General features: G+C 74.7%; 22 protein-coding genes. 10 read left to right on the top strand and 12 right to left on the bottom strand.

What is annotated here, in order from left to right:
• Positions 1 to 16: 16 nt before the first annotated feature.
• On the top strand, positions 17 to 1000 hold the full coding sequence (locus tag ABZ135_RS00365; protein WP_356690200.1) for a threonine/serine dehydratase: 984 nt from the start codon (positions 17 to 19) through the stop codon (positions 998 to 1000).
• 118 nt (positions 1001 to 1118) lie between these two features.
• Here the strand turns inward: ABZ135_RS00365 and ABZ135_RS00370 are convergent, their stop codons facing one another.
• The 3 genes from ABZ135_RS00370 to ABZ135_RS00380 form a co-directional block, all read right to left on the bottom strand.
• Entirely contained in the window at positions 1119 to 1223 is a 105-nt protein-coding gene (locus ABZ135_RS00370; protein ID WP_356690202.1) for a hypothetical protein, read from the bottom strand.
• A 253-nt stretch (positions 1224 to 1476) separates the two neighbouring features.
• On the bottom strand, positions 1477 to 2070 hold the full coding sequence (locus ABZ135_RS00375) for an FHA domain-containing protein (protein ID WP_356690204.1): 594 nt from the start codon (positions 2068 to 2070) through the stop codon (positions 1477 to 1479).
• Positions 2071 to 2265: 195 nt separating this feature from the next.
• Entirely contained in the window at positions 2266 to 3165 is a 900-nt protein-coding gene (locus ABZ135_RS00380) for an EamA family transporter (RefSeq protein ID WP_356690206.1), read from the bottom strand.
• Between the two features lie 68 nt (positions 3166 to 3233).
• Here ABZ135_RS00380 and ABZ135_RS00385 point away from each other — a divergent pair, with 68 nt between their 5' ends.
• On the top strand, positions 3234 to 4100 hold the full coding sequence (locus ABZ135_RS00385) for a LysR family transcriptional regulator (RefSeq protein WP_356690208.1): 867 nt from the start codon (positions 3234 to 3236) through the stop codon (positions 4098 to 4100).
• Here the strand turns inward: ABZ135_RS00385 and ABZ135_RS00390 are convergent.
• The 7 genes from ABZ135_RS00390 to ABZ135_RS00420 all read right to left on the bottom strand — a co-directional run bounded on the left by ABZ135_RS00390 (position 4093) and on the right by ABZ135_RS00420 (position 11967).
• Complete coding sequence (locus ABZ135_RS00390) at positions 4093 to 5292, bottom strand: CaiB/BaiF CoA-transferase family protein (RefSeq protein WP_356690210.1); 1200 nt, start codon at positions 5290 to 5292, stop codon at positions 4093 to 4095. The two genes, ABZ135_RS00385 and ABZ135_RS00390, sit on opposite strands and share 8 nt — an antisense overlap.
• Positions 5293 to 5338: 46 nt before the next feature.
• Positions 5339 to 7228: a GAF domain-containing protein gene (locus tag ABZ135_RS00395; protein WP_356690212.1), complete on the bottom strand. Its 1890-nt coding sequence runs from the start codon at positions 7226 to 7228 to the stop codon at positions 5339 to 5341.
• An 85-nt stretch (positions 7229 to 7313) separates the two neighbouring features.
• Positions 7314 to 8147 carry a 3-hydroxybutyrate dehydrogenase gene (locus ABZ135_RS00400; RefSeq protein WP_356690214.1) on the bottom strand — a complete coding sequence of 278 codons (834 nt, stop codon included), beginning with the start codon at positions 8145 to 8147 and terminating at the stop codon, positions 7314 to 7316.
• A 55-nt stretch (positions 8148 to 8202) separates the two neighbouring features.
• Complete coding sequence (locus ABZ135_RS00405; RefSeq protein ID WP_356690216.1) at positions 8203 to 8685, bottom strand: NUDIX domain-containing protein; 483 nt, start codon at positions 8683 to 8685, stop codon at positions 8203 to 8205.
• Positions 8686 to 8774: 89 nt separating this feature from the next.
• Positions 8775 to 10370 (bottom strand): apolipoprotein N-acyltransferase, encoded by a 1596-nt coding sequence (gene lnt / locus ABZ135_RS00410; protein ID WP_356690218.1) that lies wholly within the window; start codon positions 10368 to 10370, stop codon positions 8775 to 8777.
• Positions 10371 to 10549: 179 nt separating this feature from the next.
• Positions 10550 to 11122 (bottom strand): hypothetical protein, encoded by a 573-nt coding sequence (locus ABZ135_RS00415; RefSeq protein ID WP_356690220.1) that lies wholly within the window; start codon positions 11120 to 11122, stop codon positions 10550 to 10552.
• 59 nt (positions 11123 to 11181) lie between these two features.
• Positions 11182 to 11967, bottom strand: coding sequence for an aspartate/glutamate racemase family protein (locus ABZ135_RS00420; protein ID WP_356690222.1), 786 nt, complete (start codon positions 11965 to 11967; stop codon positions 11182 to 11184).
• A gap of 58 nt (positions 11968 to 12025) precedes the next feature.
• Between ABZ135_RS00420 and ABZ135_RS00425 the strand changes: the two genes are divergently transcribed.
• From ABZ135_RS00425 to ABZ135_RS00445, 5 genes are all read left to right on the top strand, one after another.
• Complete coding sequence (locus ABZ135_RS00425; RefSeq protein ID WP_356690224.1) at positions 12026 to 13201, top strand: glycosyltransferase; 1176 nt, start codon at positions 12026 to 12028, stop codon at positions 13199 to 13201.
• A 347-nt stretch (positions 13202 to 13548) separates the two neighbouring features.
• Positions 13549 to 14097, top strand: coding sequence for a DUF6643 family protein (locus ABZ135_RS00430; RefSeq protein WP_356690225.1), 549 nt, complete (start codon positions 13549 to 13551; stop codon positions 14095 to 14097).
• Positions 14098 to 14147: 50 nt separating this feature from the next.
• Positions 14148 to 14981, top strand: a complete 834-nt coding sequence (locus tag ABZ135_RS00435) for an MOSC N-terminal beta barrel domain-containing protein (RefSeq protein ID WP_356690227.1) — start codon at positions 14148 to 14150, stop codon at positions 14979 to 14981.
• A gap of 167 nt (positions 14982 to 15148) precedes the next feature.
• On the top strand, positions 15149 to 15775 hold the full coding sequence (locus ABZ135_RS00440; protein ID WP_356690229.1) for a hypothetical protein: 627 nt from the start codon (positions 15149 to 15151) through the stop codon (positions 15773 to 15775).
• A gap of 126 nt (positions 15776 to 15901) precedes the next feature.
• A complete protein-coding gene (locus ABZ135_RS00445; protein WP_356690231.1) occupies positions 15902 to 18310 on the top strand; it encodes a right-handed parallel beta-helix repeat-containing protein in 2409 nt (802 codons plus the stop codon).
• On the opposite strand, the gene ABZ135_RS00450 is transcribed toward ABZ135_RS00445, so the two are convergent.
• A complete protein-coding gene (locus tag ABZ135_RS00450; RefSeq protein WP_356690233.1) occupies positions 18280 to 20742 on the bottom strand; it encodes a hypothetical protein in 2463 nt (820 codons plus the stop codon). The two genes, ABZ135_RS00445 and ABZ135_RS00450, sit on opposite strands and share 31 nt — an antisense overlap.
• A gap of 168 nt (positions 20743 to 20910) precedes the next feature.
• Here ABZ135_RS00450 and ABZ135_RS00455 point away from each other — a divergent pair, with 168 nt between their 5' ends.
• The 3 genes from ABZ135_RS00455 to ABZ135_RS00465 are packed head-to-tail and all read left to right on the top strand — an operon-like array spanning position 20911 to position 22848.
• A complete protein-coding gene (locus tag ABZ135_RS00455; protein ID WP_356690235.1) occupies positions 20911 to 21858 on the top strand; it encodes a DeoR/GlpR family DNA-binding transcription regulator in 948 nt (315 codons plus the stop codon).
• Positions 21855 to 22289: an SRPBCC family protein gene (locus ABZ135_RS00460; RefSeq protein WP_356690237.1), complete on the top strand. Its 435-nt coding sequence runs from the start codon at positions 21855 to 21857 to the stop codon at positions 22287 to 22289. Before ABZ135_RS00455 ends, ABZ135_RS00460 begins: the two co-directional genes overlap by 4 nt.
• A gap of 58 nt (positions 22290 to 22347) precedes the next feature.
• The gene (locus ABZ135_RS00465) at positions 22348 to 22848 is read left to right on the top strand and encodes an SRPBCC family protein (RefSeq protein WP_356690239.1); all 501 of its coding nucleotides are present in this window, start codon (positions 22348 to 22350) and stop codon (positions 22846 to 22848) included.
• Here ABZ135_RS00465 and ABZ135_RS00470 read toward each other — a convergent pair.
• Positions 22808 to 23926, bottom strand: a complete 1119-nt coding sequence (locus ABZ135_RS00470; protein ID WP_356690241.1) for a PLP-dependent cysteine synthase family protein — start codon at positions 23924 to 23926, stop codon at positions 22808 to 22810. The genes ABZ135_RS00465 and ABZ135_RS00470 overlap by 41 nt on opposite strands.
• Positions 23927 to 23964 lie beyond the last annotated feature (38 nt).

Here is a 23964-nt window from a genome sequence, read left to right on the forward strand (position 1 = left end):
TGCCATGATCGCCACCATGGAATCTCCCGGGAACAGCCCCCTCCCCGAGCAGGCCCTCTCCTACGACGACGTGAAGACCGCCGTCGGACGCGTCGCCGGACACATCCGCCCCGTGACCGTCACCCCCGCCGAGGCGGGACCGTCCGGAGGCGCCGGCCACGAGCTCTTCCTCGCCCTCGAGTTCCTTCAGCACACCGGGTCCTTCAAGGCGCGCGGCGCCTGGAACTTCCTCCGGGCGCACCACGAGGCCGGCACCCTGCCCGAGGCCGGGGTGACGATCGCCTCCGGCGGCAACGCCGGGCTGGCCTGTGCGTGGGCGGCGCGGCGGCAGGGCGTGCGGGCCACCGTCTTCCTGCCCGTCACGGCACCGAAGGTGAAGGTCGACCGGCTGGTGGGGTACGGGGCCGAGGTCCGGCTCGTCGGTACGGAGTACGCGGAGGCGCTGGCGGCCTGCGAGGCGTTCGCCGAGCAGAGCGGGGCGCTGGCCTCGCACGCGTACGACCATCCGCTCATCGCCGCCGGGGCGGGCACCCTCCTGGAGGAGATCCTCGACCGCGTACCGGGCCTGGACACGGTCGTCGTGTCGGTCGGCGGGGGCGGCCTGTTCGCGGGGATCGCCACGGCGGCGCGGCAGCACGGCATCCGCACCGTGGCCGTCGAGCCGGAGCACTGCCGGGCGCTCGACGCGGCGCTGGAAGCGGGGACTCCGGTCGACGTTCCGGTGGACTCGATCGCGGCGGACGCCCTCGGCGCCCGCCGGGCCTCCGCCATGGCCCTGGACGCCGCCCTCCGGGGCGACGTCCGCTCGGTCCTCGTCCCGGACGGCGAGATCGTCCGCACCCGGCAGGCCCTGTGGGACGACCGCCGTCTGGCCGTCGAACACGCCGCCGCCACCGCCCTCGCGGCCCTGCCCCACGCCTACCGCCCCTCTCCCGGCGAGAAGGTCTGCGTGGTCCTCTGCGGCGCCAACACCGACCCGACGGACCTGGTGGCGGACTAGGCCGTGTCTTTCGGATCTTGCCGGGGCAGGGTCGGCGGCGACTCGGCCTCCTGGCGTGCCCACCGGTACGCGGCCGGGTCCCGCAGGAAGCGTCACCTCTCCCCCGGGGTCCCTCGGTTCACCTCGGCGGGTCCTCGCCCGTGAGCCCGTCGACGGATTCGCGCATGAGGTCGGCGTGGCCGGCGTGGCCGGCGTGGCGGGCGCACTCCTCGACGAGGTCCAAGAGGATGCGGCGGATCGGTAGTCCCAGTCGGGGGTGCTGTCCCAGTCGACGCCGTCCCAGGGCGCCCCGACGGGAGAGCCGAGCCAGAGCCGGGCGAAGTGAGGGGAGGTTCCGGCCAGGTTTCTGCGGTGCTCTCCGTCATGATCGCAGACCTTGACGAACCGGGCTGACCGCGCAACCGACGGGTGGGCCGCGACGAACGATCCCCCAGAACCATCGGATCCGCCGGACTCGCAGGACGCGCCGGACGCGCCTAGGCCGGGGATCCGGAGTCGTCGATCTCGACGACGGTCAGGTCGACGTCCTGGGCGAGCCGGAGTCGGTGCGTGCCGGGCCAGAGCCGGGTCGGGCCGTGGATCCGCTCGCCGTCGACGAAGGTGCCGTTGCTCGACCGTGTGTCGCGGACATAGAGCTGTCCGGACTCCCAGTAGAGCTCGGCGTGTTCGCGGGAGATCTGGTGGAGCCGGTGGAGTCCGCTCACATGGGCGCACTCGGGGGCGTCGCGGCCCAGTCGGGTGGGTGCCTCGCCCTCGCCGCGCAGGGGTACGAGCGTGCCGGCCAGGACGAGGGCGAGGCGGGCGGGCCTGGAGCGCACCGTCGGCTCGATCCCGGCCGCCCGCCCGGCACCCTCGGCTTCGCGCTCGGCCGCGTCCTGGCCCCGTGCCTCACCGTGGACCCGGGCGGCGGGGACGAGGCGCTGCACCGCGGTCTGCGCCAACTCGTCGGCCCGGAGGAGCCGTTCGGGTACGAGCCGTTCCCTTTCGTGCGTGGGGCAGAAACCGCCGGTCGTCGAGGTGGGGCACGCGTCCGGTGTCACCGGGCACCGGTAGCGGGTCACGGTCGCCATGTGTTCTCCCGAAGGGTCACTCCCGGGAGGCCGACTCCCGCTCCGCCGATCCTAGTTCGCCGCTGCGAGGTCCGCCCTTGGGATGTCCGCCCTTGGGATGTCCGCTCTTGGGACGTCCGCTCTTGGGATGTCCGCCGATGCTCCGGAACGCCCGTCGATACGGGCCCCCGTGACCACCGGGGGCGCCCCCGGGGGTCAGCCTTCTGCGGGGCGGCGGTACGCGGTGAGGATGCTGAGCGCGTTCGCGGTGACGACGGCGCCGATCGCGGCCGCGTCGGCCGGGCCGAGGTGCTGGCCGAGGCCGATCCAGCCGACGAGGGCGGCGAGGACGGGGTTGACGCTCATGAAGAGGCCGAAGGCCGCCGGCGGTACGTGGCGCAGGGTGAAGAGGTCCACGAGGTAGGGGACGGCGGAGGCGAGGACGCCGGCGGTGACGGCGTAGCCGAGCGACGCGGCGGTGGGCGGGTGGTGCAGGGCGACGAAGAGTCCGACGGGCAGGAAGGTCAGTGCGGAGAGGGTGGCCGCGGCGGCGCTGCCCCGGGCGCCGGGTATGCGGCTGCCGACCGTGCGGTTGAGCAGGATGTACGCGGCCCAGCAGACGGCGCCGAGGAGGCCGAAGGCCATGCCGAGGTAGTCGGTGGTGGGCTGGGGGCGCATGAGGGTGACGACTCCGGCCGCGGCGAGGAGCGCGCAGCAGGCGTCCACGCGGCGGCGGGTGGCGGCGAGGGCGAGGGTGAGCGGGCCGAGGAACTCCAGCGTGACGGCGAGTCCGAGGCCGACGCGGTCGATGGCCGTGTAGAGGGAGAGGTTCATCGTGCCGAACACGACCGCGAGCAGGATGACCGGGCGCCACTGGTGGCGGGTGAGGTCGCGGAGCCGGGGGCGGGCGACGGCCAGGAGGACGATCGCGGCGACGTACTGGCGGACGGCGACGACTCCGACGGGGCCGAGGACGGGGAAGGCGAGGGAGCCGGTCGCGGCGCCGATCTGGTTGGAGAGGCCGCTGCCGAGCATGGCGGCCACTCCGGCCGGGGAGGTGCGGTGCGAGGTCGCGGCGGGGATCGCCGCGGCGGGTGCGGCAGGGGCTGCGGGCATGGCCCGATGGTGCTCGCCGCCCGTGTTTGCGCAAAATGCATGCGCGGATTCGTCTATACGCTGATCGTATGGATGTGGAACTGCGGCAGCTCCGGTGTCTCGTCGCGATCGTCGACGAGGGGACCTTCACGGACGCCGCGCTCGCGCTCGGCGTCTCGCAGGCGGCGGTCTCCCGCACGCTCGCCTCCCTCGAACGGGCCCTCGGCGTACGGCTGTTGCGCCGCACCTCCCGCTCGGTGACGCCGACGGCCACCGGGGTACGGGTCGTGGGGCATGCCCGGCGGGTGCTGGCGGAGGCGGAGGAGCTGGTCCGGGAGGCGACGTCCGGGGAGCGCGTCCTGCGGATCGGGTACGCCTGGTCGGCGCTGGGACGGCACACGCCGGCGTTCCAGCGGCGCTGGGCCGCCGCCCATCCCGGTACGGAGCTCCGGCTGGTGCGGGTGAACTCGCCGAGCGCGGGGCTCGCCGAGGGCTCCTGCGACCTGGCCGTGCTGCGCAGGCCCCTGGAGGACCGGCGCTTCGACTCGGCGATCGTCGGCCTGGAGCGGCGGCTGTGCGCGATGGCCGCCGACGAGCCGCTGGCCAGGCGCCGTTCGGTACGGCTCGCCGATCTCAGCGGGCACACGCTGCTGATCGACCGGCGCACCGGCACCACGACGCCGGAGCTGTGGCCGCCCGACTCCCGGCCGGCGACGGAGGAGACGTACGACGTGGACGACTGGCTCACGGCGATCTCGACGGGCCGCCGGATCGGCATGAGCGCGGAGGCCACGGCCAGCCAGTACCGCCGGCCAGGGGTGGTCTACCGGCCGGTGCGCGACGCCGAGCCGGTCGCGGTGCGCCTCGCGTGGTGGCGGGACGACCCGCATCCCGCCACGCAGTCGGTGATCGAGCTGCTCAGCGCGCTCTACCGGGGGCCGGGTCCGGTCAGATGACCTGCCGGGCCCGCAGGGCGTCGATGTCGGCGGGCCCGTAGCCCAGTTCGGCGAGGATGCCGGCGGTGTGTTCGCCGACGGCGGGGACGGCGTCCATGCGCGGGCTGGTGCCGGAAAGGTCGGCCGGCGGCAGCAGGGCGGGCACCTGCGCTCCGCCAGGTATCCGGACGTCCCGCCAGCGCTCTCGGGCGTCGAGGACGGGGTGGGCCAGGAACTCCGTCATGTCGTTGACGCCCGCGTTGGCGATGCCCGCCTCGTCGAGGAGCTTGCCGGCCGCCCTGCTGTCGAGTTCGGCGAACCGCTCGGCCACCAGGGCGTCGAGCTCCTCCCGGTGGGCGACGCGGTCGGAGCCGGTGGCGAACCTCGGGTCGGCGGCGAGCGCGGGCCGCTCCAGGAACCGCTCGCACAGGGCGGCCCATTCGCGCTCGTTCTGGATGGAGAACAGGACGTCCTTGCCGTCGGCGGCGGTGAAGGCGCCGTAGGGGGCGATGGTGGCGTGCCGGGTGCCGATGCGCGGGGGCTGGGTGCCCCCGTAGCGGGTGTAGTAGGCGGGCTGGTGCATCCATTCGGCGAGCGCCTCGAAGAGGGAGACCTCGACGGCGCGGGCGACGCCGGTGGTGGCGCGGGTGAACAGGGCGGTCAGGATGCCGCTGTAGAGGTACATGCCGGCGGCGATGTCGGCGACGGAGACACCGGCGCGGGCGGTGCCGTGCTCGTTCCCCGTGAGCGAGACCAGGCCGGTCTGGCACTGCACGAGCAGGTCGTACGCCTTGCGGTCGGCCCACGGTCCGCTCGTCCCGTAGCCGGAGAGGCCGGCCGCGATCAGGGAGGGGAACCGCTCGGCGAGGGCTTCGGGGGCGAGGCCCAGCCGGGCGGCCGCTCCGGGCGCCAGGTTCTGCACGAAGACGTCCGCCTCGGCGAGCAGCCGCTCCAGGACCTCGCGGCCCGCGTCCGTCTTCAGGTCGAGGGTGATCGACTCCTTGGACCGGTTGAGCCAGACGAAGTAGCTGGACTCACCGTGCACGGTGGTGTCGTACCGGCGGGCGAAGTCGCCGCCGCCCGGCCGCTCGACCTTGATCACCCGGGCGCCGAGGTCGGCGAGCTGGCGGGTGGCGAAGGGGGCGGCCACCGCCTGTTCGACGCTGACGACGGTGATGCCGGAGAGGGGCAGGTCTGTGGGACGTCCGGACATCGGGCGACCTCCTGGGCCGTGGGGGTTCGGCGGCTTGGCTGAGCGGTCAGCGTATGACGGCGTCGGACAGGGCGTGCAGGCGGAGGGCGAGCTGTATCTCCAGGGCGCGGGCCGGGGTCTGCCAGTCGGGCCCGAGCAGCCGGCCGATCCGCTCGACGCGCTGGGCCACGGTGTTGACGTGCACGTGGAGGTCGTCCTTCGTACGGGCGGGGCTCATCCCGCTCGCGAAGTAGGCGTCCATGGTGCGCACCAGGTCCGTGCCGCGGCGCCGGTCGTAGGCGATGACCTGGCCGATGGTGCGCTCGACGAAGCCCTCGATGTCGCGGGTGTCGGCGAGCAGCAGACCGAGGAAGCCGAGGTCCTCGGCGGCGGCTCCCTCGCCCTGGCGGTGCAGGAGCCGCAGGGCCTCCAGGCAGCGGCGGGCCTCCTCGTAGGCGGGGGCCACCCGGTCGGGGTGGGCGAGGGGTGCGGTGACGGGGGCGGAGGCGCCGACGGTGACGGGCTCGCGCAGGGCTCCGCCGAGGTGTTTGGCGGTCTGCCGGGCCACCTCGGCCGCGCTCTCGCCGGGGCCGAGGGGCAGCAGCAGGACCGTGCCCCCGTCGCGGGCCGAGGCCAGTCCGTGGCGGGTGGCGGCCAGATGGGAGGCGGCCGAGCGCAGCCGCTGGCGGTCCGCGCTCTCCCGGCCGCCCGGGTCGGGGTCGGGCCCGGCGCCGGCGCGGTCGATGCGGGCGGCGAGCACCACATGGGGGGCGTCGGTGTCGGTGTGCAGCCGGGCGGCGCGCTCGCGCAGCAGCCGCCGGTCGCGGTCCGGCGCGTCGAGCAGGTCGTCGAGGAGCTCGCCGCGGACCCGCTGCTCGGCCTCCCCGGCGGAGCGGCGGGCGAGCAGCAGCAGGGAGGTGACGAGGGCGGCCCGCTCCAGGGTGCGGAGGTCGACGGGGTCGAGGTCGGGCCGCTCGCGCAGGACGAGGGCGCCGAAGGTCTCGCCGCCGGCGGTGACGGCGGCGATCCAGTCGTCGCCGTCCCGGGTGGCGTGGCCTTCGGAGATCCCGGCGGGGCCGGGCCGCTGCTCGACGAACTCGACCGTGCCGCCGAGGACTTCGGAGACGGCGGCGGCCACGTCGTGGACGCCGCCGCCGCGCAGGACGAGTTCGGTGAGCCGGTCGTGGACCTCGGAGGCCCGCTCGATGACCCCGCTGTGCTCGCGGATGATGTCGTTGGCCCGCTCCAGCTCGGCGAGGGCGGAGCGGGTCTCGGCGAGCAGGTTGGCGGTGTCGATGGCGACGGCCGCGTGGGCGGCGAACGAGCCGAGCAGGGCCACCTGCTCCCGTTCGAAGACCCGGGCCCTGCGGTCGGCGGCGAAGAGGACGCCGATGACCTGGCTGCCGAGGGTGAGCGGCACGCCGAGGATGGCGACCAGGCCCTCGTCGCCGACGGCGCTGTCGATGGCCTCGGTGTGCTGGAACCGCTCGTCGCGGAAGTAGTCGTCCGTGACATAGGGGCGGGCGGTCTGGGCGACGAGCCCTCCGAGGCCCTCCCCCATGCCGAGCCGGACCTGCTGGAACCGCGCCGAGACCGACCCCTCGGTGACCCGCATGTACGTGTCGCCGCGCACCGGGTCGTTGAGGCTGAGGTAGGCCACCTCGGTGCCGAGCAGGGAGCGGGCGCGCTGCACGATGGCGCGGAGCACGTCGTCGAGGTCGCGCAGGCCCGCGAGGTCGTGGGCGGTCTCGAACAGCGCCGAGAGCTCGGCCTCGCGGCGCCTGCGGCCCTCCAGCTCGGCCCTGACCCGCAGCGCGAGCTGCTTGGCCTGCTCCAGCTCGGCCAGCTCCTCGGGCCCCGCGCCGCTCGCGCGGGCGAGCAGCACGGGGCGGTCGTACGCCTCGGGTGCGGCGCCGCGGGCGAGGAGCTCCAGGTAGACGGCCTGTTCGTGGGTCATGGTCACAGGGATACCTGCCGTACGGGGGCTCGCACCAGCCCTGTGGAAAACCGTCTGTGGACAACCGGCACGGGCGCGTCGGCGTTCAGTGGGCCGTCCAGCCGCCGTCGAGGGTGAGCGAGGCGCCGGTGACGAAGGACGCCTGCGGGGTGCAGAGGTAGAGGACCGCCTCGGCGACCTCCTCCGGTTCGATCAGCCGCTTGAGTGCCGAGTCCTTCAGGAGCACCTCGGACAGGACCCGTTCGGCGGGGATGCCGTGGGCGGCGGCCTGGTCGGCGATCTGGCGCTCGACGAGCGGCGTGCGGACATAGCCGGGGTTGACGCAGTTGGAGGTGACGCCGTGCGGGGCGCCTTCGAGGGCCGCGGTCTTGGACAGGCCCTCCAGGCCGTGTTTGGCGGCGACGTAGGCGGACTTGTAGGGGGAGGCGCGCAGCCCGTGGACGGAGGAGATGTTCACGATCCGGCCCCAGCCGCGGGCGTACATCTCCGGGAGGGCGCCCCGGATCAGCCGGAACGGCGCCTCCAGCATCACGGTGAGGACGGTGTGGAAGACGTCCGGGGGGAAGTCCTCGATGGGGCGGACGAGCTGGAGTCCGGCGTTGTTCACGAGGATGTCGGCGCCCGCGGCGGCGGCCTCGGCGGCGTCCAGGTCGGTGAGGTCGAGCAGCCGGCTCTCGACCTGCCCGGGAAGCCCGTGCGCGGCCCGGGTGAGGGCGTCCAGTCCTTCGGCGGCCCGGTCGACGGCTCTGACCCGGGCTCCGGCGGCGGCGAGCCGCAGGGCGCAGGCGCGGCCGATGCCGCCGGCCGCGCCGGTGACGAGCGCGGTGCGCCCGGAGAGGTCGAGGGTGACGGAGCCCGGGGCGGGCCGGGGCGCGGGGGCCGGGGCCGGGACGGGCCCTGATGTGGTGGGGGCGCTCATGCTCCGCACCCTATGAAGCGCCCCACCTCCGACCGATGTGTGCTCGGCACATAGTTCAGCCCAGGGGCGTGGTGTCGAACCATGTGGGTTCGTCGGCGAGTGCCCGCTCGATGCGGAAGTGCGAGAAGCGCTTCATCTCCGGGAGGGCGTCCAGCGCGAACCAGCCGACCTCCGTCGACTCGTCGTCGTTCACCCGGGCCTCGCCCCCGACGGCCCGGCACCGGAAGGAGACGTCCATGAACTGGCACCGGTCGCCGTTGGGGTAGACGACCGGCTTGCGCAGGGTCTGGACGAGCACGACCCGTTCCACCTCGCAGTGCACGCCGGTCTCCTCGTACACCTCGCGGACGGCGCAGGCGGCGGGCTGCTCGCCGGGCTCGACGATGCCGCCGACGATCGCCCACATGCCGGTGTCCGTCCGCCGGCCGAGCAGGACGCGCCCCTGGTCGTCGAAGACGACGGCGGAGACCCCCGGCAGGAACAGGAGCTGGTGACCGGCGGAGGCGCGGAGGTCGCGGATGAAGTCGGGGGTGCCCATACCCCGACCCTAAATGATCATTCGCGCCCGGCCGGCCCTGCCCTCGGCCCGGGCCGGGCCCCTCCTGGGCGCCGGCCCCTCGGGGCGCTTTAGGCCCGGCAGGTCCGGCGGGCGCGCAGCGAGCGCGCCGCCGACCAGCCCAGGCCCGCCACCGCGAGGGCGGCGAGCAGCGCCTCGGGCAGGGTGCCCAGCCGGGTCGCCGGGGTCAGCGAGGAACGCAGCGGCACCTTCTCCACCAACACGTCCGGGGTGAACAGCTTCGTCTGGGCCACGATCGTGCCGTCGGGCCGGATGACCGCGCTGACGCCACTGGTGACCGGCACGACCACGCTGCGGCTGTGCTCGACGGCGCGCACCCGGGACATGGCGAGCTGCTGGTAGGTCATCTCGCTGCGGCCGAAGGTGGCGTTGTTGCTGGGCACGCTGATCACCTGGGCGCCGTGCGTGACCGTGTCCCGGACCGCCCAGTCGAAGGCCGCCTCGTAACAGGTGGCGAGGCCCACCTTCGTACCGGCGAGGTCGAACACCCCGACCTCGGTGCCCGCGCCGAAGTCGCGGCGGACCCGGTCGACGTCGCTGTCGAAGAGCCGGACGAACGACCGCATCGGGATGTATTCGCCGAAGGGCTGGACGTGCCGCTTGTCGTACTCGGCGACGGGGCCCTTGCCCGGCTCCCAGGCGATGAGGGTGTTGCGCAGCTTGCCGGTCTCGGGGGCGATGACGGCGCCGATGACGGTCGGCGCGTTCACCTCCCGTACCGCCCGGTCGATGACCTGGTACGCGTCGGGGTTGGCGTACGGGTCGATGTCGGAGGAGTTCTCCGGCCACAGGACGACGTCGGGCCGCGGTGCGCGGCCCGCCTTCACGTCGGCGGCCAGCTCCCGGGTGCGGTTGGCGTGGTTGTCGAGCACCGCGCGCCGCTGGGCGTTGAAGTCGAGGCCGAGCCGGGGCACGTTGCCCTGGACCGCGGCGACGGTGGCGGTGCCGTCCTCCGCGGCGTCGGACACGAGCGGCAGCGCGGCGACGGCGCCGGTGACGGGGACGAGCACGGCGAGGACGGCGGCGAGCAGCGGTGCGGTGCCGGAGGCGCCGGAGCGGCGGGCGCGGACCTGGCGCAGCAGCTCGTACAGGCCGAATCCGCAGAGTGCGACGGCGAAGCCGAGCACCGGGGTGCCGCCGACCGCCGCGAGCGGCAGGAAGATTCCGTCCGCCTGTCCGAACGCGATCTTGCCCCAGGGGAAGCCGCCGAACGGCACGCGCGCGCGTGCCGCCTCGCCGAGGATCCACACGGCGGCCGCGTACACGGGCCAGGCGGGCAGCCGGGACACGGCGGCGATCCCGAGGCCGACGGCCGCCACGAACAGCGCCTCCACGGCGGCCAGGGCCAGCCACGGCACGGGTCCGACCTCTTCGCCGGTCCACACCAGGAGCGGCAGCAGGAAGCCGAGACCGGCCAGGTGGCCGAGCCCGAATCCGGCGCGCGGCCGGCGGCCGCGCAGGGTCCAGCCGAGCAGCGCGAACGCGGGCACCGCGAGCCACCACAGGGGGCGCGGCGGGAAGCTCAGGAAGAGCAGCACCCCGGCGAGGACGGCCGCGCCCGGCCGCAGCAGCCACCGGGGCCCACGGCCCCGCTCCGGTACGGCGGGGGACTCGGGCACGTCGGCGGGGGCGATGGCGGTGCTCACCTGCCGGAGTCTACGGCGCGCCCCGCCCGCGGCAGCAGTGCGGCCCCGGCCCTCGGGGGCCTCATCAGGAGGCGCTCCTTCCCGTCCGGGTGCCTCCGGTGCTCCTCGCGGGGCGCCGCCGGGCCGCTCGCCTGCCGCGAGGGGCGGGGGCCGGTCCCGGCGGGGGCCACCGCGTGCCCTCAGCCGCCGCCCGTCGGGCCCGTGGGGGTCGGCGGGGTCGTGCGGTGGAGGAGCAGGGCGCGGATGGCGCGGACGGCGGATTCCGCGTCGTCGACGGTGACCGTGAAGGTGCGGCCGTCGCCGAGGCGCAGCACCAGGCCCTCGCCGCGGCGGACCACGACCGCCGTGCCCATCTCGGGGCGCCAGCGATAGCCCCAGCCGCCCCACTGGCGCGGGGTGACGGACGGCGCGAAGTCGGCGCCGACGACGTGGGAGAGCGGGATGCGGCGGCGCGGCACACCCATGTGGCCGCAGCGGACCTCCATCGCCCGGTGGTCGACGCGGACGGCGACGTGGACGAAGGCGAGCGTGCCGAAGAGCACCAGGAGGCCGGCGGCGACACAGCCGATCACGGCCATCAGGAGCGGGGCGATGCCGGAGGTCCAGGGGGAGGCGACGGCGAGCGTGATGCCGAGCGCCATGCAGGCGGCTCCGCCGATGGCCGGCAGCCACTGCATCCGGTTGGTGGCGCGACCGGTCCAGACCGGGGGTGCGGGTCCCTCGGGACCCTGGTTCTGGGGTTGGTCCCTCATGGTGACAGCCTAAGCACGTTCCGCTGTGACGGCGCCCCGGCGGAGTCGTTCGGTGACGCTCAGTGCGCGGCGGTCGCCGCCCCCAGGACGCGCCCTTCGGTGTAGCCGAGCGCGGTCCGCGAGAGCATGCCCTCGCGGCCGCTCAGGAGCACGGTCAGGGCGCCCGTCGGGGCCGCCTCGGGGTCGGCCTCGGCGCCGATCCGCCGGAGCGCCTGTGCGGCGACTGCCCCGGCGGAGCCGTGCAAAACGACCGGGGGCCCGTCGGTGCGGTGCAGGGCCGTCCGGATGAGGTCGGCGACCAGCTCGTAGTGGGTGCAGCCGAGGACGACGGCCCGTACGTCCGGGGGTGTGAGCGCGGCCGCGGCGGCGACGGCCCGGCGTACGGCGTCGGTGTCGGCGTGCTCGACGGCGTCGGCGAGGCCGGGGCAGGGGACTTCGGTGACCTCGGCGCCGTTCGCGAAGTCGCGGATCAGTCCGCGCTGGTACGGGCTGCCGGTGGTGGCGGGGGTGGCCCAGATGGCGACCTTGCCGCCGCCGACCGCCGCCGGCTTGATCGCGGGGACGGTGCCGATCACGGGGATGCGGGGCTCCAGCTCGGCGCGGAGCGCCGGCAGGGCGTGCACGGTCGCGGTGTTGCAGCCGACGATCAGGGCGTCGGGGGCGTGTGCGGCGGCGGCCCGGGCGACGGCGAGGGCACGCTGGGTGAGGTCCTCGGGGGTCCGCGGGCCCCAGGGCATGCCGTCGGGGTCGGAGGAGAGCACCAGATCCGCGTCGGGCCGCATGCGGCGGACGGCCACCGCTGCCGGCAGCAGGCCGATTCCGGAGTCCATGAGGGCGATCTTCACCCGGTCACCCTAGCCGACCACCCTTGTTTCCCCGGCAATCTGGGGCAGACTGCGGCGAATGAGCCCGCTTGCCTGGATCGCGTTCGCCTCGCTGTCCGTCTGGGGGTGGCTGCTCCTGGGTCAGGGCTTCTTCTGGCGCACGGACCAGCGGCTCCCCCGCCCGCTCGGCCGTCCGGAGCGCCCGCCGCGCGTGGTGGTGGTCGTGCCGGCCCGGGACGAGGCCGAGGTGCTGCCGGTGAGCCTGCCGTCGCTGCTCGCGCAGGACTATCCGGGGCCGGCGGAGGTGATCCTGGTGGACGACGGGAGCACCGACGGCACCGGGCGGCTGGCGGAGGAGCTCGCGCGCAAGCACGGCGGGCTGCCGCTGACGGTGGTCTCGCCGGGCGAGCCGGAGGCCGGCTGGACGGGCAAGCTGTGGGCGCTGCGCCACGGGATGGCCCTGGCACGCACGCGTGGCCCCGAGTTCCTGCTCCTGACGGACGCGGACATCGCGCACGAGCCGGACAGTCTGCGGCTGCTCGTCGCCGCCGCGACGGGGCACCGCCTCGATCTGGTGTCGCAGATGGCGCGGCTGCGGGTGGCGAGCGGCTGGGAGCGGCTGATCGTGCCGGCCTTCGTCTACTTCTTCTGTCAGCTCTATCCCTTCCGCTGGATCAACCGGCCGCGTCCCCGGGCGACGGCGGCGGCGGGCGGGTGTGTGCTGCTGCGGGCGGAGACGGCGGAGCGGGCCCGGGTCCCGGAGGTGATCCGGCAGGCCGTGATCGACGACGTGTCGCTCGCCCGGGCGGTGCGGCGGGCCGGCGGCCGGGTCTGGCTGGGGCTCGCCGAGCGGGTGGACAGCGTCCGTCCGTACCGCCGCCTCGGCGAGCTGTGGCGGATGGTCTCGCGGAGCGCGTACGCGCAATTGCGCCACCGACCGCTGCTGCTGGCGGGTACGGTCGCGGGCCTCGCGCTGGTCTATGCGGCGCCGCCCGCGACGCTGGTGGCCGGGCTGGTGTACGGGGACGGGGCGGCGGCGTGGGCCGGGGGGCTCGCCTGGGCGGTGATGGCGGGCACGTATCTGCCGATGCTCCGCTATTACCGTCAGCCGTCCTGGCTCGCGCCGCTGCTGCCGTTCACGGCGCTCCTCTACATGGCGATGACGGTGGACTCGGCCGTGCAGCACTACCGGGGCCGGGGCGCGGCCTGGAAGGGGCGTACCTACGCACGTCCCGAGGCCACGCCCGACCGCTGACGCGAAGGGCCGGAAAGCGCGCCCTTGTCGAACACCGGGCCAATTCCGTGCGGACGGCGCGTACGCACGGCGGAACATCGACTCCCTTGAGCGTGAACATCGTCCGCCGCCGTCATTGTCACGACATCAAGATTTCTTTGCGCGGAGCTGGGGCCGGGGCCTGCCGGTCACCCACCGCAACCCGTCGGTAACCCCTTCCGAGCTCGGGTTTTTCAAGATCCCTTACTCACCCGACGACCGTTTTTGACAGGTTCGCTCACATTGCCGATCGACAGCCTCAAGGAACCCGTCAAACAACCCTCTTATCGGTCTCCCCAACCACCACATCGTGGGCTTAACTTATGGCCATGACCTCCCCGCGCTCCACCTACGGAGGCGGTTACTACACCGCGCCGTCGTTCCCCGACACCCCGATCTACGACTCGCTCGTCGCAGAGCGGGGCACGCCTCAGATCGCCCCGATCCGAGTGCCCTCCGCGTACGACACCGGCAGCTTCTCCGGAAGCAACGGCAGCGACAGCTACCTGCCGGCCCTGCCCGCGGCCCTGCCCGCCCTCCCGGCGGCGCCCAGCCCGCAGCCCGCCCCCGCGTACGCCGGACACGGCGGTGGCTACGGCTACCCCCAGCCCGCGCAGCACATGGCGCCCGCCGCCCAGATGGCGCCCGCCGCGCAGATGGCTCCCGTGCCGATGCAGCACGCCGCCCCCACCGCGTACATCCCGCAGCAGCTCACCGCCCCGCGCGGCTACCCCGGCCCCCAGGCGCCGCAGCCGCCGCGCCCCATGGCCGGCGGGTACGAGGCGATGCGCCCCGCGGCCCCGCGACCGGCCCCGGCCCCCACGGCCGCGCCGTACGACGACCCGTACAACCAGCCCTACCAGGGCCGGGGGTACTGACCTTCGAACGCGGCGGACGAACACGGCGGAGCGACTGGCAGGATGAGGGCATGCCGAATCCTGTCTTGCGCTCCGTCCATGTCCACCCGGTCAAGGCACTGCGCGGGTTCGCCCCCGCGGAGGCGGAGGTCCAGCCATGGGGACTGGCCGGTGACCGCCGCTGGACGGTGGTGGACACCGCGGGCAAGGTCGTGACCCAACGCCAGCACGCCCGGCTGGCGTTGGCGTCGGCCGCGCTCCTGCCGGACGGCGGCGTCACGCTGTCGGGGCCCGGCCGCGCACCGCTCACCGTCGAGGTGCCGCGCCCCTCCGCCGCGCACGGCACGCTTCCGGTGGACGTCTTCGGCACGACGGTGGAGGCCGTCCCCGCCGACCCCGCCGCGGACGCCTGGTTCAGCGCCTATCTGGACAGCGAGGTCCGGCTCGTCCACATGGACGACCCGGCCCGGCGCAGGCCCGTCGACCCCGCCTACGCCCTGCCCGGCGAGACCGTCAGCTTCGCCGACGGCTACCCGCTGCTCCTCACCACCACCTCCTCCCTCGACGCCCTCAACTCCCTCATCGCCCAGGGCGACCACGCCGACGAGGGCCCGCTGCCCATGAACCGCTTCCGGCCGAACGTGGTCGTCGACGGCACCGCGCCCTGGGCCGAGGACGGCTGGCGGCGGCTGTCCATCGGCGACGTCGCCTTCCGCGTGGCCAAGTCCTCCGGCCGGTGCGTGGTCACCACCACCGACCAGCTCACCGGCGAACGCGGCAAGGAGCCGCTGCGCACCCTGGCCCGGCATCGCAAGGACGGCAGCCGGCTGATCTTCGGCCAGAACCTGGTGCCCGAGCACCCCGGCGTCATCCGGGTCGGCGACCCGGTCAAGATCCTCGACTGACGGCCGGCACCTCCCCCCGTCGGCCCCGCTCCGGGCCTTCGTCGACCTCGCTCCGGGCGATTCCCTCCGACAGGCGAGGAACCCACCCCCGGGGCACACTCGTTGGAAGAGCGGCAACCGCCGAAGGGCCCCGGGCGGGCCGTCGACGAGACGAGGGGGTGCGGAGCGTGCGCGCAGCCACCGGACTCTGGCGCTGGCGGCACAACCCCCTGTGCCGGACCACCGATCTGGTCGAGGCATGGGTGGCCATGACGGCCGCCCTGCTGCTCTGCCTGGCCGTGCCGCTGGCCGGCTGGGCGGTGGGCGCCTCGGCGAACGAGTCCCTGCAGCGCGCCGTCCGCGCCCAGCAGCAGGAACGCGTCCCGACCGTCGCCCGGGTGGTGCGGCCCGCCGAGACCGCCGAGACCGGCGAGGCAGGGGCGACCGGCCGGCGGACCGCCGAGACGGCCGGGGAACAGCGGCTCCGCCCCGCCGTCGTGGCGGCCTGGACCGCCCCCGACGGCACCGAACGCACCGGCACCGTGACCACCGCCCGGGAGCACGCGGACCCCGGCGACCACTTCCCGCTGTGGACCGACCGCACCGGGCGCGCCGTCACCCCGCCGATGCACCCCGGGACGGCCCGCGCGCACGCGCTCGTCGCCGGGCTCACCGTGGCCCTGCTCGCCGGGTTCCTCGTCGAGTCCACCAGGAGGGTGGTCGTCCACCGGCTGCTCCGGCGGCGGTACGCGCGACTCGACCGCGCCTGGGCGCAGGTCGGTCCGGACTGGGGTCGTACGGGCACGGGAAGCTGACGCCGTAACGGGAGAGCGGGCGACCCGTCAACCCGGGGCCGCCGCGCGCGCTACGGTGGGGCATCGGATCCAGGATCCGGGATCCGGATCCGGCGTCGACGCACGAGGCGGGGGCAGAGCACACCCATGGCACAGGGCACGGTCCAGGTGACGCACACCGGCACGTCGCGGTGGCGGCGCCGCACGGGCGAGTACGCCTCCCTCGCCGCCGCCCTGGAGGCCGCGGGCGACGGGGACGTCCTCACCGTGGCGCCCGGCACCTACCGGGAGAACCTCGTCATCCGGCGCGCCGTCACCCTGCGGGGCGGCGACGGGCCGGTGCGGATCGCGCCCGCCGACGGCGTGCCGCTGACGGTGCGGGCCTCGGCGACCCTGCAGGACCTTCACATCGAGGGGCAGGACGCGGCCGCCCCGGCGCTGCTCGTGGAGGACGGCACCCCCGAACTGCTCGACGTGCGGATCGTGACCCGTTCCGCCGCCGGCCTGGAGGTGCGCGGCGCGGCCCGGCCCACGGTCCGCCGCTGCACGGTCGACAATCCGGCCGGGGTCGGGATCGCCGTGCTCGACGGCGCCGGCGGCGTGTTCGAGGACTGCGAGGTCGTGTCGGCGGGCCAGTCCGGGATCTCCGTGCGCGGCGGCGCCCACCCCCGCCTCGAACGGTGCCGGGTCCACCATGCCTCCGGCTCCGGCATCACCGTCAACGGCGAGGGCAGCGGCCTGGAGGGCATCGGCTGCGAGGTGTACGAGATCAAGGGCTCCGGCCTGCAGATCGCCGCCCGGGCCACGGCCCACCTCAGCGACTCCACCGTGCACCGCACCTCCGCCGACGGCATCACCCTCGACACCGACGCCGTGCTCACGCTCTCCGACTGCGACATCCACGACATCCCCGAGAACGCCGTCGACCTGCGCTCCCGTTCGGTCCTCACGCTGACCCGCTCGTCCGTACGGCGGTTCGGGCGCAACGGCCTGTCCGTGTGGGACCCGGGCACCCGGGTGGACGCCAACCAGTGCGAGATCCACGACAGCACCGGCGACTATCCCGCCGTCTGGGTGAGCGACGGGGCGACGGCGGTGCTCGACTCCTGCCGGGTGCACGACGTGCCCGACGCCCTGTTCGTGCTCGACCGCGGTTCGCGCGCCGACGTCGTCGACAGCGATCTGTCGCAGGTGCGGAACACGGCCGTGTCGGTGAGCGACGGGGCGACCGCGCAGTTGGACGACTGCCGGATCCGGGAGGCGTCCACGGGCGCCTGGTTCCGGGACCACGGCAGCGGCGGCACTCTCGGCGGCTGCACGATCGACTCCGTGCAGACCGGGGTCATCGTCACCAAGGGCGCCGATCCGACGATCGAGCGGTGCACCGTCACCTCCCCCGCCGAGGCCGGGTTCTACGTGTCGGCCGAGGGCCGCGGCTCCTTCCACGGCTGCCGGGTGACGGGCAGCGGCGGCTACGGCTTCCACGTGATGGACGGCTGCCGGACGACCCTGCGGAAGTGCCGTACGGAGCGGTGCGCGCGCGGCGGTTACGAGTTCCCGGAGGACGGTCCGGTCGCCGAGGACTGCACCAGCGACGAGAGCCAGGTGCGGGTTCCGTCGTCCCCGGAAGGGCCGGTGCTGACGGCCGCCCAGCCGGGCGGGCTGCTCGGCACCGTCCCGGTCCCCCGCCCCGCCGCCGTGACCCCGGCCGCGGCGCCGGTCCCGGCCGCCGAGCCGCCGGCCGCCCGCTCCTCGCAGGAGGTGCTCGGCGAACTCGACGCCCTGGTGGGCCTGGAGAGCGTCAAGCACGAGGTGCGGACGCTCACCAACATGATCGAGGTGGGCCGCCGCCGTCAGGAGGCCGGCCTCAAGGCGGTGTCCGCGCGGCGCCATCTGGTCTTCACCGGCAACCCGGGGACGGGCAAGACCACGGTGGCCCGGCTGTACGGGGAGATCCTGGCGTCCCTCGGGGTCCTCGAGCGCGGCCATCTGGTGGAGGTGTCCCGCGTCGACCTGGTCGGCGAGCACATCGGCTCCACCGCGATCCGTACCCAGGAGGCGTTCGACCGGGCCCGAGGCGGTGTCCTCTTCGTCGACGAGGCGTACGCGCTGTCCCCCGAGGACTCCGGACGGGACTTCGGCCGGGAGGCCATCGACACGCTGGTGAAGCTGATGGAGGACCACCGGGACGCGGTCGTGGTGATCGCCGCCGGGTACACGGCGGAGATGGAGCGCTTCCTGACCGTCAACCCCGGGGTGGCGTCCCGGTTCTCACGGACCATCACCTTCTCCGACTACGACCCGGAGGAGCTGCTGCGGATCGTGGAGCAGCAGGCGGAGGAGCACGAGTACCGGCTGGCGCCCGGCAGCGGTGAGGCGCTGCTGAAGTATTTCACCGCGCTGCCGAAGGGCCCGACGTTCGGCAACGGCCGGACGGCGCGGCAGACGTTCGAGTCGATGGTGGAGCGGCACGCGGGCCGGGTCGCCGCGCTCGCCGAGCCGAGCACGGACGACCTGACCCTGCTCTATCCGGAGGACCTGCCCGAGCTTCCCTGAGCCGGGGCCGCGTCGGTCCGGCTGGCTAGGAGCGGCGGCTCGGCGTCGCGCTGGCGGGGCAGGGCGGGCGGTAGCCGGTCGAGGAGCGCGGAGCGGGTCTCGGCGAAGGCCGGGTCGGCCTGGTAGTCGGAGTGGCCGAGGATCGGTTCGGGCAGCGGATGCCGGCGGGTGCGGCCGTACGCGACGGGGTCGAGCAGCTCGGGCCGGTCGACGGCCGGGCGGTCGCCCTCGGCCGGGACCCGGACGGGGCCGCCGATGGGGTCGGTGGACCGGTAGAGGTTGCTCCAGCAGTGCACCGTGCGGTGCAGGTCGCGCAGCGACGCGGGGCCGAAATAGGCCGGGAACCAGCGGCCGTAGAGCCGTTCGAGCGGCGAGCCGTACGTGAGCAGCGCGACCCGGCCGCGGGTGGCGGGCGGCAGTTGCCAGACCGCCGCGGCGGCGAGGACGCTGCCCTGCGAGTGGCCGGATATGACGAGGCGTCCGCCGGTCTGCCGTGTCCAGGAGCTCATCCGCCAGGTGAGGTCGGGGACGGCGCGCTCGGCGTAGCAGGGCGGGGCGAAGGGATGGGCGGCGCGCGGCCAGAACGTGCCGACGTCCCAGAGGATGCCGATGGTGCGGCGCGCGGAGGCGTCCTTGTAGGCGCGGCGGCCCCAGGTGACGAAGAGCAGGAAGCCGAAGCCGATCATCCAGGAGCCCAGCGCCTGGGCGGCGGTGGCGGCCGAGGCGATGGCCGGATGGGCGCCGTCGAAGGCCCGCCCGGGGACGTTGTCGCTGGCCCAGGCCCCGGCGACGGAGGCGGCGCCGAGCAGCAGGGTGGCGCCGGAGAGGACGCCGACGAGGACGGGCGCCGCGTCGGTGAGTCCGGCGCGGGCCCGGCTCGCCGCGATCTGGTCGGTGCGCAGGCGGTCGGGGTCCTCGGTGCCGTAGTCGGCGTCGACGACCGGGCGCAGCGCGCGGGCGGCGAGCACGGTGCGGGCGACGAGCAGGGCGCTCGGGACGAGGAGCAGCAGGAGCAGGACGGGGATCACGGACGCCTGCCAGCTCAGCAGCACGGGCGGTCCGGTGATCAGCCCGTCCCCGGCGCCGGGGGTGCCCGGCCCGTCGAGCCAGTCCGCGACCCGCTGGGCGACGCCGCCGGACATCACCCCGCCGAGCGCGCAGGCCAGCATGGCGACGGCGGGGCCGCCGAGCCCGTACAGGACGGTGCGCGGGTGGCGGCGGGGGCGGTGCAGGAGCAGGGCGACCACGCCGAGGGCGACGACGAGCCCGCCCTGGGCGAGGGTGAGGAGGCCGAAGACGGTGTTGCCGGGGAGGGTGCCGGAGGAGTGCCAGCCGGGTCGGGCCCACCCGGTGTGGACGGCGGTGAGCACGAGCAGCAGGAGGGCGGTGGCGGGCAGCCAGGAGACCAGGGCGCGTTCGAGCCGCAGGTCGAGGCGGTGCTCGCTGCGGCCCCGGCGGCAGACCACCCCCACCACGACGGCGGCGAGCACGCCGATGCCGCCCTGGACGGCCCAGCCGATCACTTCGCGCGCCGAGCCGCCGGCGGCCCGCTGGTCGTGCCCGGCGGCCGCCCCGGCGAGGGCGGCGGCGACCGTGAGGAAACCGGCGGCGGTGTGCGCCGCGCGCAGCCGGGCGACGAGCCGGCGCCCGTACCAGAAGCCGGGCCGGCCGAGCGCGGGCCGCAGTTCGGTCGGTGCCCCGCTGTCGGCGGCCTCGGTGTCGGTGGTGTCGGTGGTCGCGGTGCCGGTCCCCTCGGTGCCGGCGGCCTCGGTGCCGGGTGCCGCCGGGTCCGTCTCGTCACCGGTGGGCGGGCGCTGGGCCTCGTAGGCGCTCCAGGTGCGGTTGGACAGGTACCAGAGGAGCCCGACGAGGGCGGTGGGCACGAGCGCGGCGAGCACGAGGCGGCGGCCGGGCTGCGACCACCAGCCGGCGCGCTCCGCCGAGAGGAAGCCGAGCCAGGACCGCTGCCCGGCGCAGGGCCCGGAGCCCGCGCACTGCCAGGCCGTCAGGTCGAGGGCGACCTCGCAGGCGGCCGCGGTCAGCAGGACGGTGAGGGTGAGCGCGACGAGCCGGACGAGGACGCCGTAGAGCCGGACGAGACCGGCGCGCCCTTCGGTGGGCGGGCGCATCCAGTGGGCGAGGTTGGCGACCATGAACGGCAGGAGCAGCAGCCACAGGGCGCGGGTCCCGTTGCCGGAGGTCAGGTTGGACCAGCAGTACGCCTCGGGGACGGGCCGGTCGGCGTACCGCTCGGGGTGGTCCTCGGCGTCGACGTCGTCCCTGCGGCGGTGCACCGCGGCGGTGTGGTCGCCGGTGACCCGTACCGTGCGCGGGTCGTCCAGCATGTCGGCCGCGGTGGCTCCGCCCACGCCGTGGACGAGCAGTTCGAGCGCCGCACCCCCGCTCAGCGGGTCGGGTGTGGCAGGGGACACTTCGGGGACTCCCTCTCTGGATGGGAGGATGCGACGGCGGGCACCAGGATCGCGGACGGTCGCGCCCCACGGCACGGTCCTCACCGAATCCGACGTCCCTCTACGCCTTTACCCCTTCATCGAGTTCCTCAGTTCCCAGATCCCCTTCGGAAAGGACCGGCCCCGGCGGTGAGTGACAATCAGAACCTCCTCGCGGAACAGCGGCGCGCCCTGATTCTCGACGAGGTGCGCCGGCGCGGTGGTGTACGGGTCAACGAGCTGACCCGCCGTCTCCATGTGTCCGACATGACGGTGCGCCGGGACCTCGACGCGCTGGCCCGGCAGGGTGTGGTGGCCAAGGTGCACGGCGGCGCGGTGCCGGTGGTCGAGGCGAGCACCCACGAGCCGGGGTTCGAGGCGAAGTCGGCGCTCGCGCTGGGCGCCAAGGAGGAGATCGCCCGGGCGGCCGCCGCGATGGTGCGGCCGGGCACGGCCATCGCCCTTTCGGGTGGCACGACGACGTACGCGCTGGCCCGGCATCTGCTGGACGTGCCGGACCTGACCGTGGTGACGAACTCGGTCCGGGTCGCGGACGTCTTCTACGAGGCGCAGCACTCCGGCTCGGGTGGCGAGGCACGGGCCGGGGCGGCGACGGTGGTGCTGACGGGCGGGGTGCGGACCCCGTCGGACGCGCTGGTGGGCCCGGTGGCCGACCAGGCGATCCGCTCGCTCCACTTCGACGCCCTGTTCCTCGGGGTGCACGGCATCTCGGTGGAGGCCGGGCTGTCCACGCCGAACCTGGCGGAGGCGGAGACCAACCGGCGTCTGGTGCGTTCGGCGCGTCGGGTGGTGGTGGTCGCGGACCACACCAAGTGGGGGACGGTGGGCCTGAGTTCGTTCGCGACGCTCGACGAGGTGGACACGCTGGTGACGGACCGGGGGCTGTCGCCACGACTGCGCGAGGAGATGGCCGAGCATCTGCCGGGTCTCGTGGTGGCGGGCGAGGAAGCGCACGAGGGCGAGGACGGGGACGGGGACGAGGGCGGCGAGACGGTCGCAGAGGCCGGGGACGGCGCACCGGAGGCGGAGGCCCGTGCGGCGAAGACCCGTGCGGTCGACGGGGCGGAGGCCGAGTGAGCCGGTTCCGCATCGAGCGGACCGTGCCGCTGCCGCCCGCCGAGGCGTGGCGGCGGCTCACGGACTGGCCGGCGCACGGCGCGCTGATCCCGTTCACCAGGACCACGGTGCTGACCGAGGGCCCCGCCGGCGTCGGCACGCGGTTCACGGCCCGGACGGGCGTGGGACGCCTCGGCTTCGACGACCCGATGGAGGTCGTGCGGTTCGATCCGCCCGAGGCGGGCCGGCCGGGCGTGTGCCGGCTGGTGAAGCTCGGGCGGGCGGTGCGCGGTTCGGCCGTCTTCGAGGTGGTGGGCGAGGACTCCGGTTGCCGGGTGCGGTGGGCGGAGGAGCTGCGGCTGCGCGGTGTGCCGGCCGCCCTCGACCCCGTACTGGCGGCCGTGGGACGGCGGTTGTTCGCCAGGGCGCTCGACGGACTCCTGGGCAACTGAACAGCCGTCAGCTAGGGTGTGCGCTCCCCGCAGCCCCGTCCCCACGGAGGTACGGTCCATGGCACGCCGACTGAGGCCGGTGGAGCTCGACTTCCTCGCGTCCGCTCCCGTCCGCCTGGTGTTCTCGGCGCAGGTGGCGGCCCCGCCCACCGCGGTCTACCGCTCGCTCGCGGTCGAGGTGGGGAGCTGGCCCGCGTGGTTCTCGGCGGTCAGGTCCGCCGCCCCGACGGGCGAGGGGGCGGGGCGGACGATCCGGCTGCGCGGCGGGGTCTTCTTCGAGGAGACCGTCATGGCGGCCGACCCGGAGGCGCGCTACGCCTACCGGGTCGACTCGACCAACGCGCCGGGCGTCACGGCGCTCCTGGAGGAGTGGGCCCTGTCCCCCGCCGCGGGCGGGACACGGGTGCGGTGGACCATGGCGGCCGACGGCAGCCGTCCCTTCGCCGTGGGTCTGCGGCTGGCCCGGCCCGGCATGGGGCTGTCCTTCCGGGACGCGGTCCGCCGCCTGGACCGGCGGCTCACTCCGGCCAGGCACCCGTCGCCAGGAACCGGTCGATAGCGGCGGTGTACGGCGCGATGGCGAGGCCCTGGGCGGCCAGCCAGTCGTCCGAGTAGTACTTGTCGAGGTAGCGCTCGCCGGGGTCGCAGATCAGGGTGACGACGCTTCCGGTACGGCCTTCGGCCACCATCTCGGCGACGATCTTCAGCGCGCTCCACAGGCCGGTGCCGGTGGAGCCGCCGGCCTTGCGGCCGATCGCGGCCTCCAGGGCGCGGACGGCGGCCACGCTCGCCGCGTCGGGCACCTTCATCATGCGGTCGATGGCGCCGGGGACGAAGCTCGGCTCCATCCGGGGCCGGCCGATGCCCTCGATGCGGGAGCCGCAGTCGGAGGTGGCGTCCGGGTCGTGGTGGGTCCAGCCGTCGAAGAAACAGGAGTTCTCGGGGTCGGCGACGCAGATCCGGGTGTCGAACTGCATGTAGTGCACGTAGCGGGCGATCGTCGCCGAGGTGCCGCCGGTGCCGGCCGTGGCGACGATCCACGCCGGCTCGGGATAGCGCTCCAGCTCGAGCTGCTGGAACATCGACTCGGCGATGTTGTTGTTGCCGCGCCAGTCGGTGGCCCGCTCCGCGTACGTGAACTGGTCCATGTAGTGGCCTCCGGTGCGCTCGGCGAGCGCGGCGGCCTCCTCGTACATGGTGCGCGAGTCGTCCACGAAGTGGCAGCGGCCGCCGTGGAACTCGATGAGCCGGCACTTCTCCGGGCTGGTGGTGCGGGGCATGACGGCGATGAAGGGCACGCCGATCAGCTTGGCGAAGTACGCCTCGGAGACGGCGGTCGAGCCGCTGGACGCCTCGATGACGGGCGCGTCGGGGCGGATCCATCCGTTGCACAGGCCGTAGAGGAAGAGCGAGCGGGCGAGGCGGTGCTTGAGGCTGCCGGTGGGGTGGGTCGACTCGTCCTTGAGGTAGAGGTCGATGCCCCAGCTCTCCGGGAGCGGGAAGCGCAGCAGGTGGGTGTCGGCCGAGCGGTTGGCGTCGGCCTGGACCTTGCGGACGGCCTCCTTGAGCCAGGACCGGTAGGCGGGGTCGCTGCGGTCGACGTCGACGGTGGCCATGGGGCTGTCGATGGTGGTCATGCGTGCGTGCCTCTTCTCCTGGTGCCCGGCGGGGTGCC

The organism is Streptomyces sp. NPDC006339 (assembly GCF_040612775.1).
Taxonomy (GTDB): domain Bacteria; phylum Actinomycetota; class Actinomycetes; order Streptomycetales; family Streptomycetaceae; genus Streptomyces.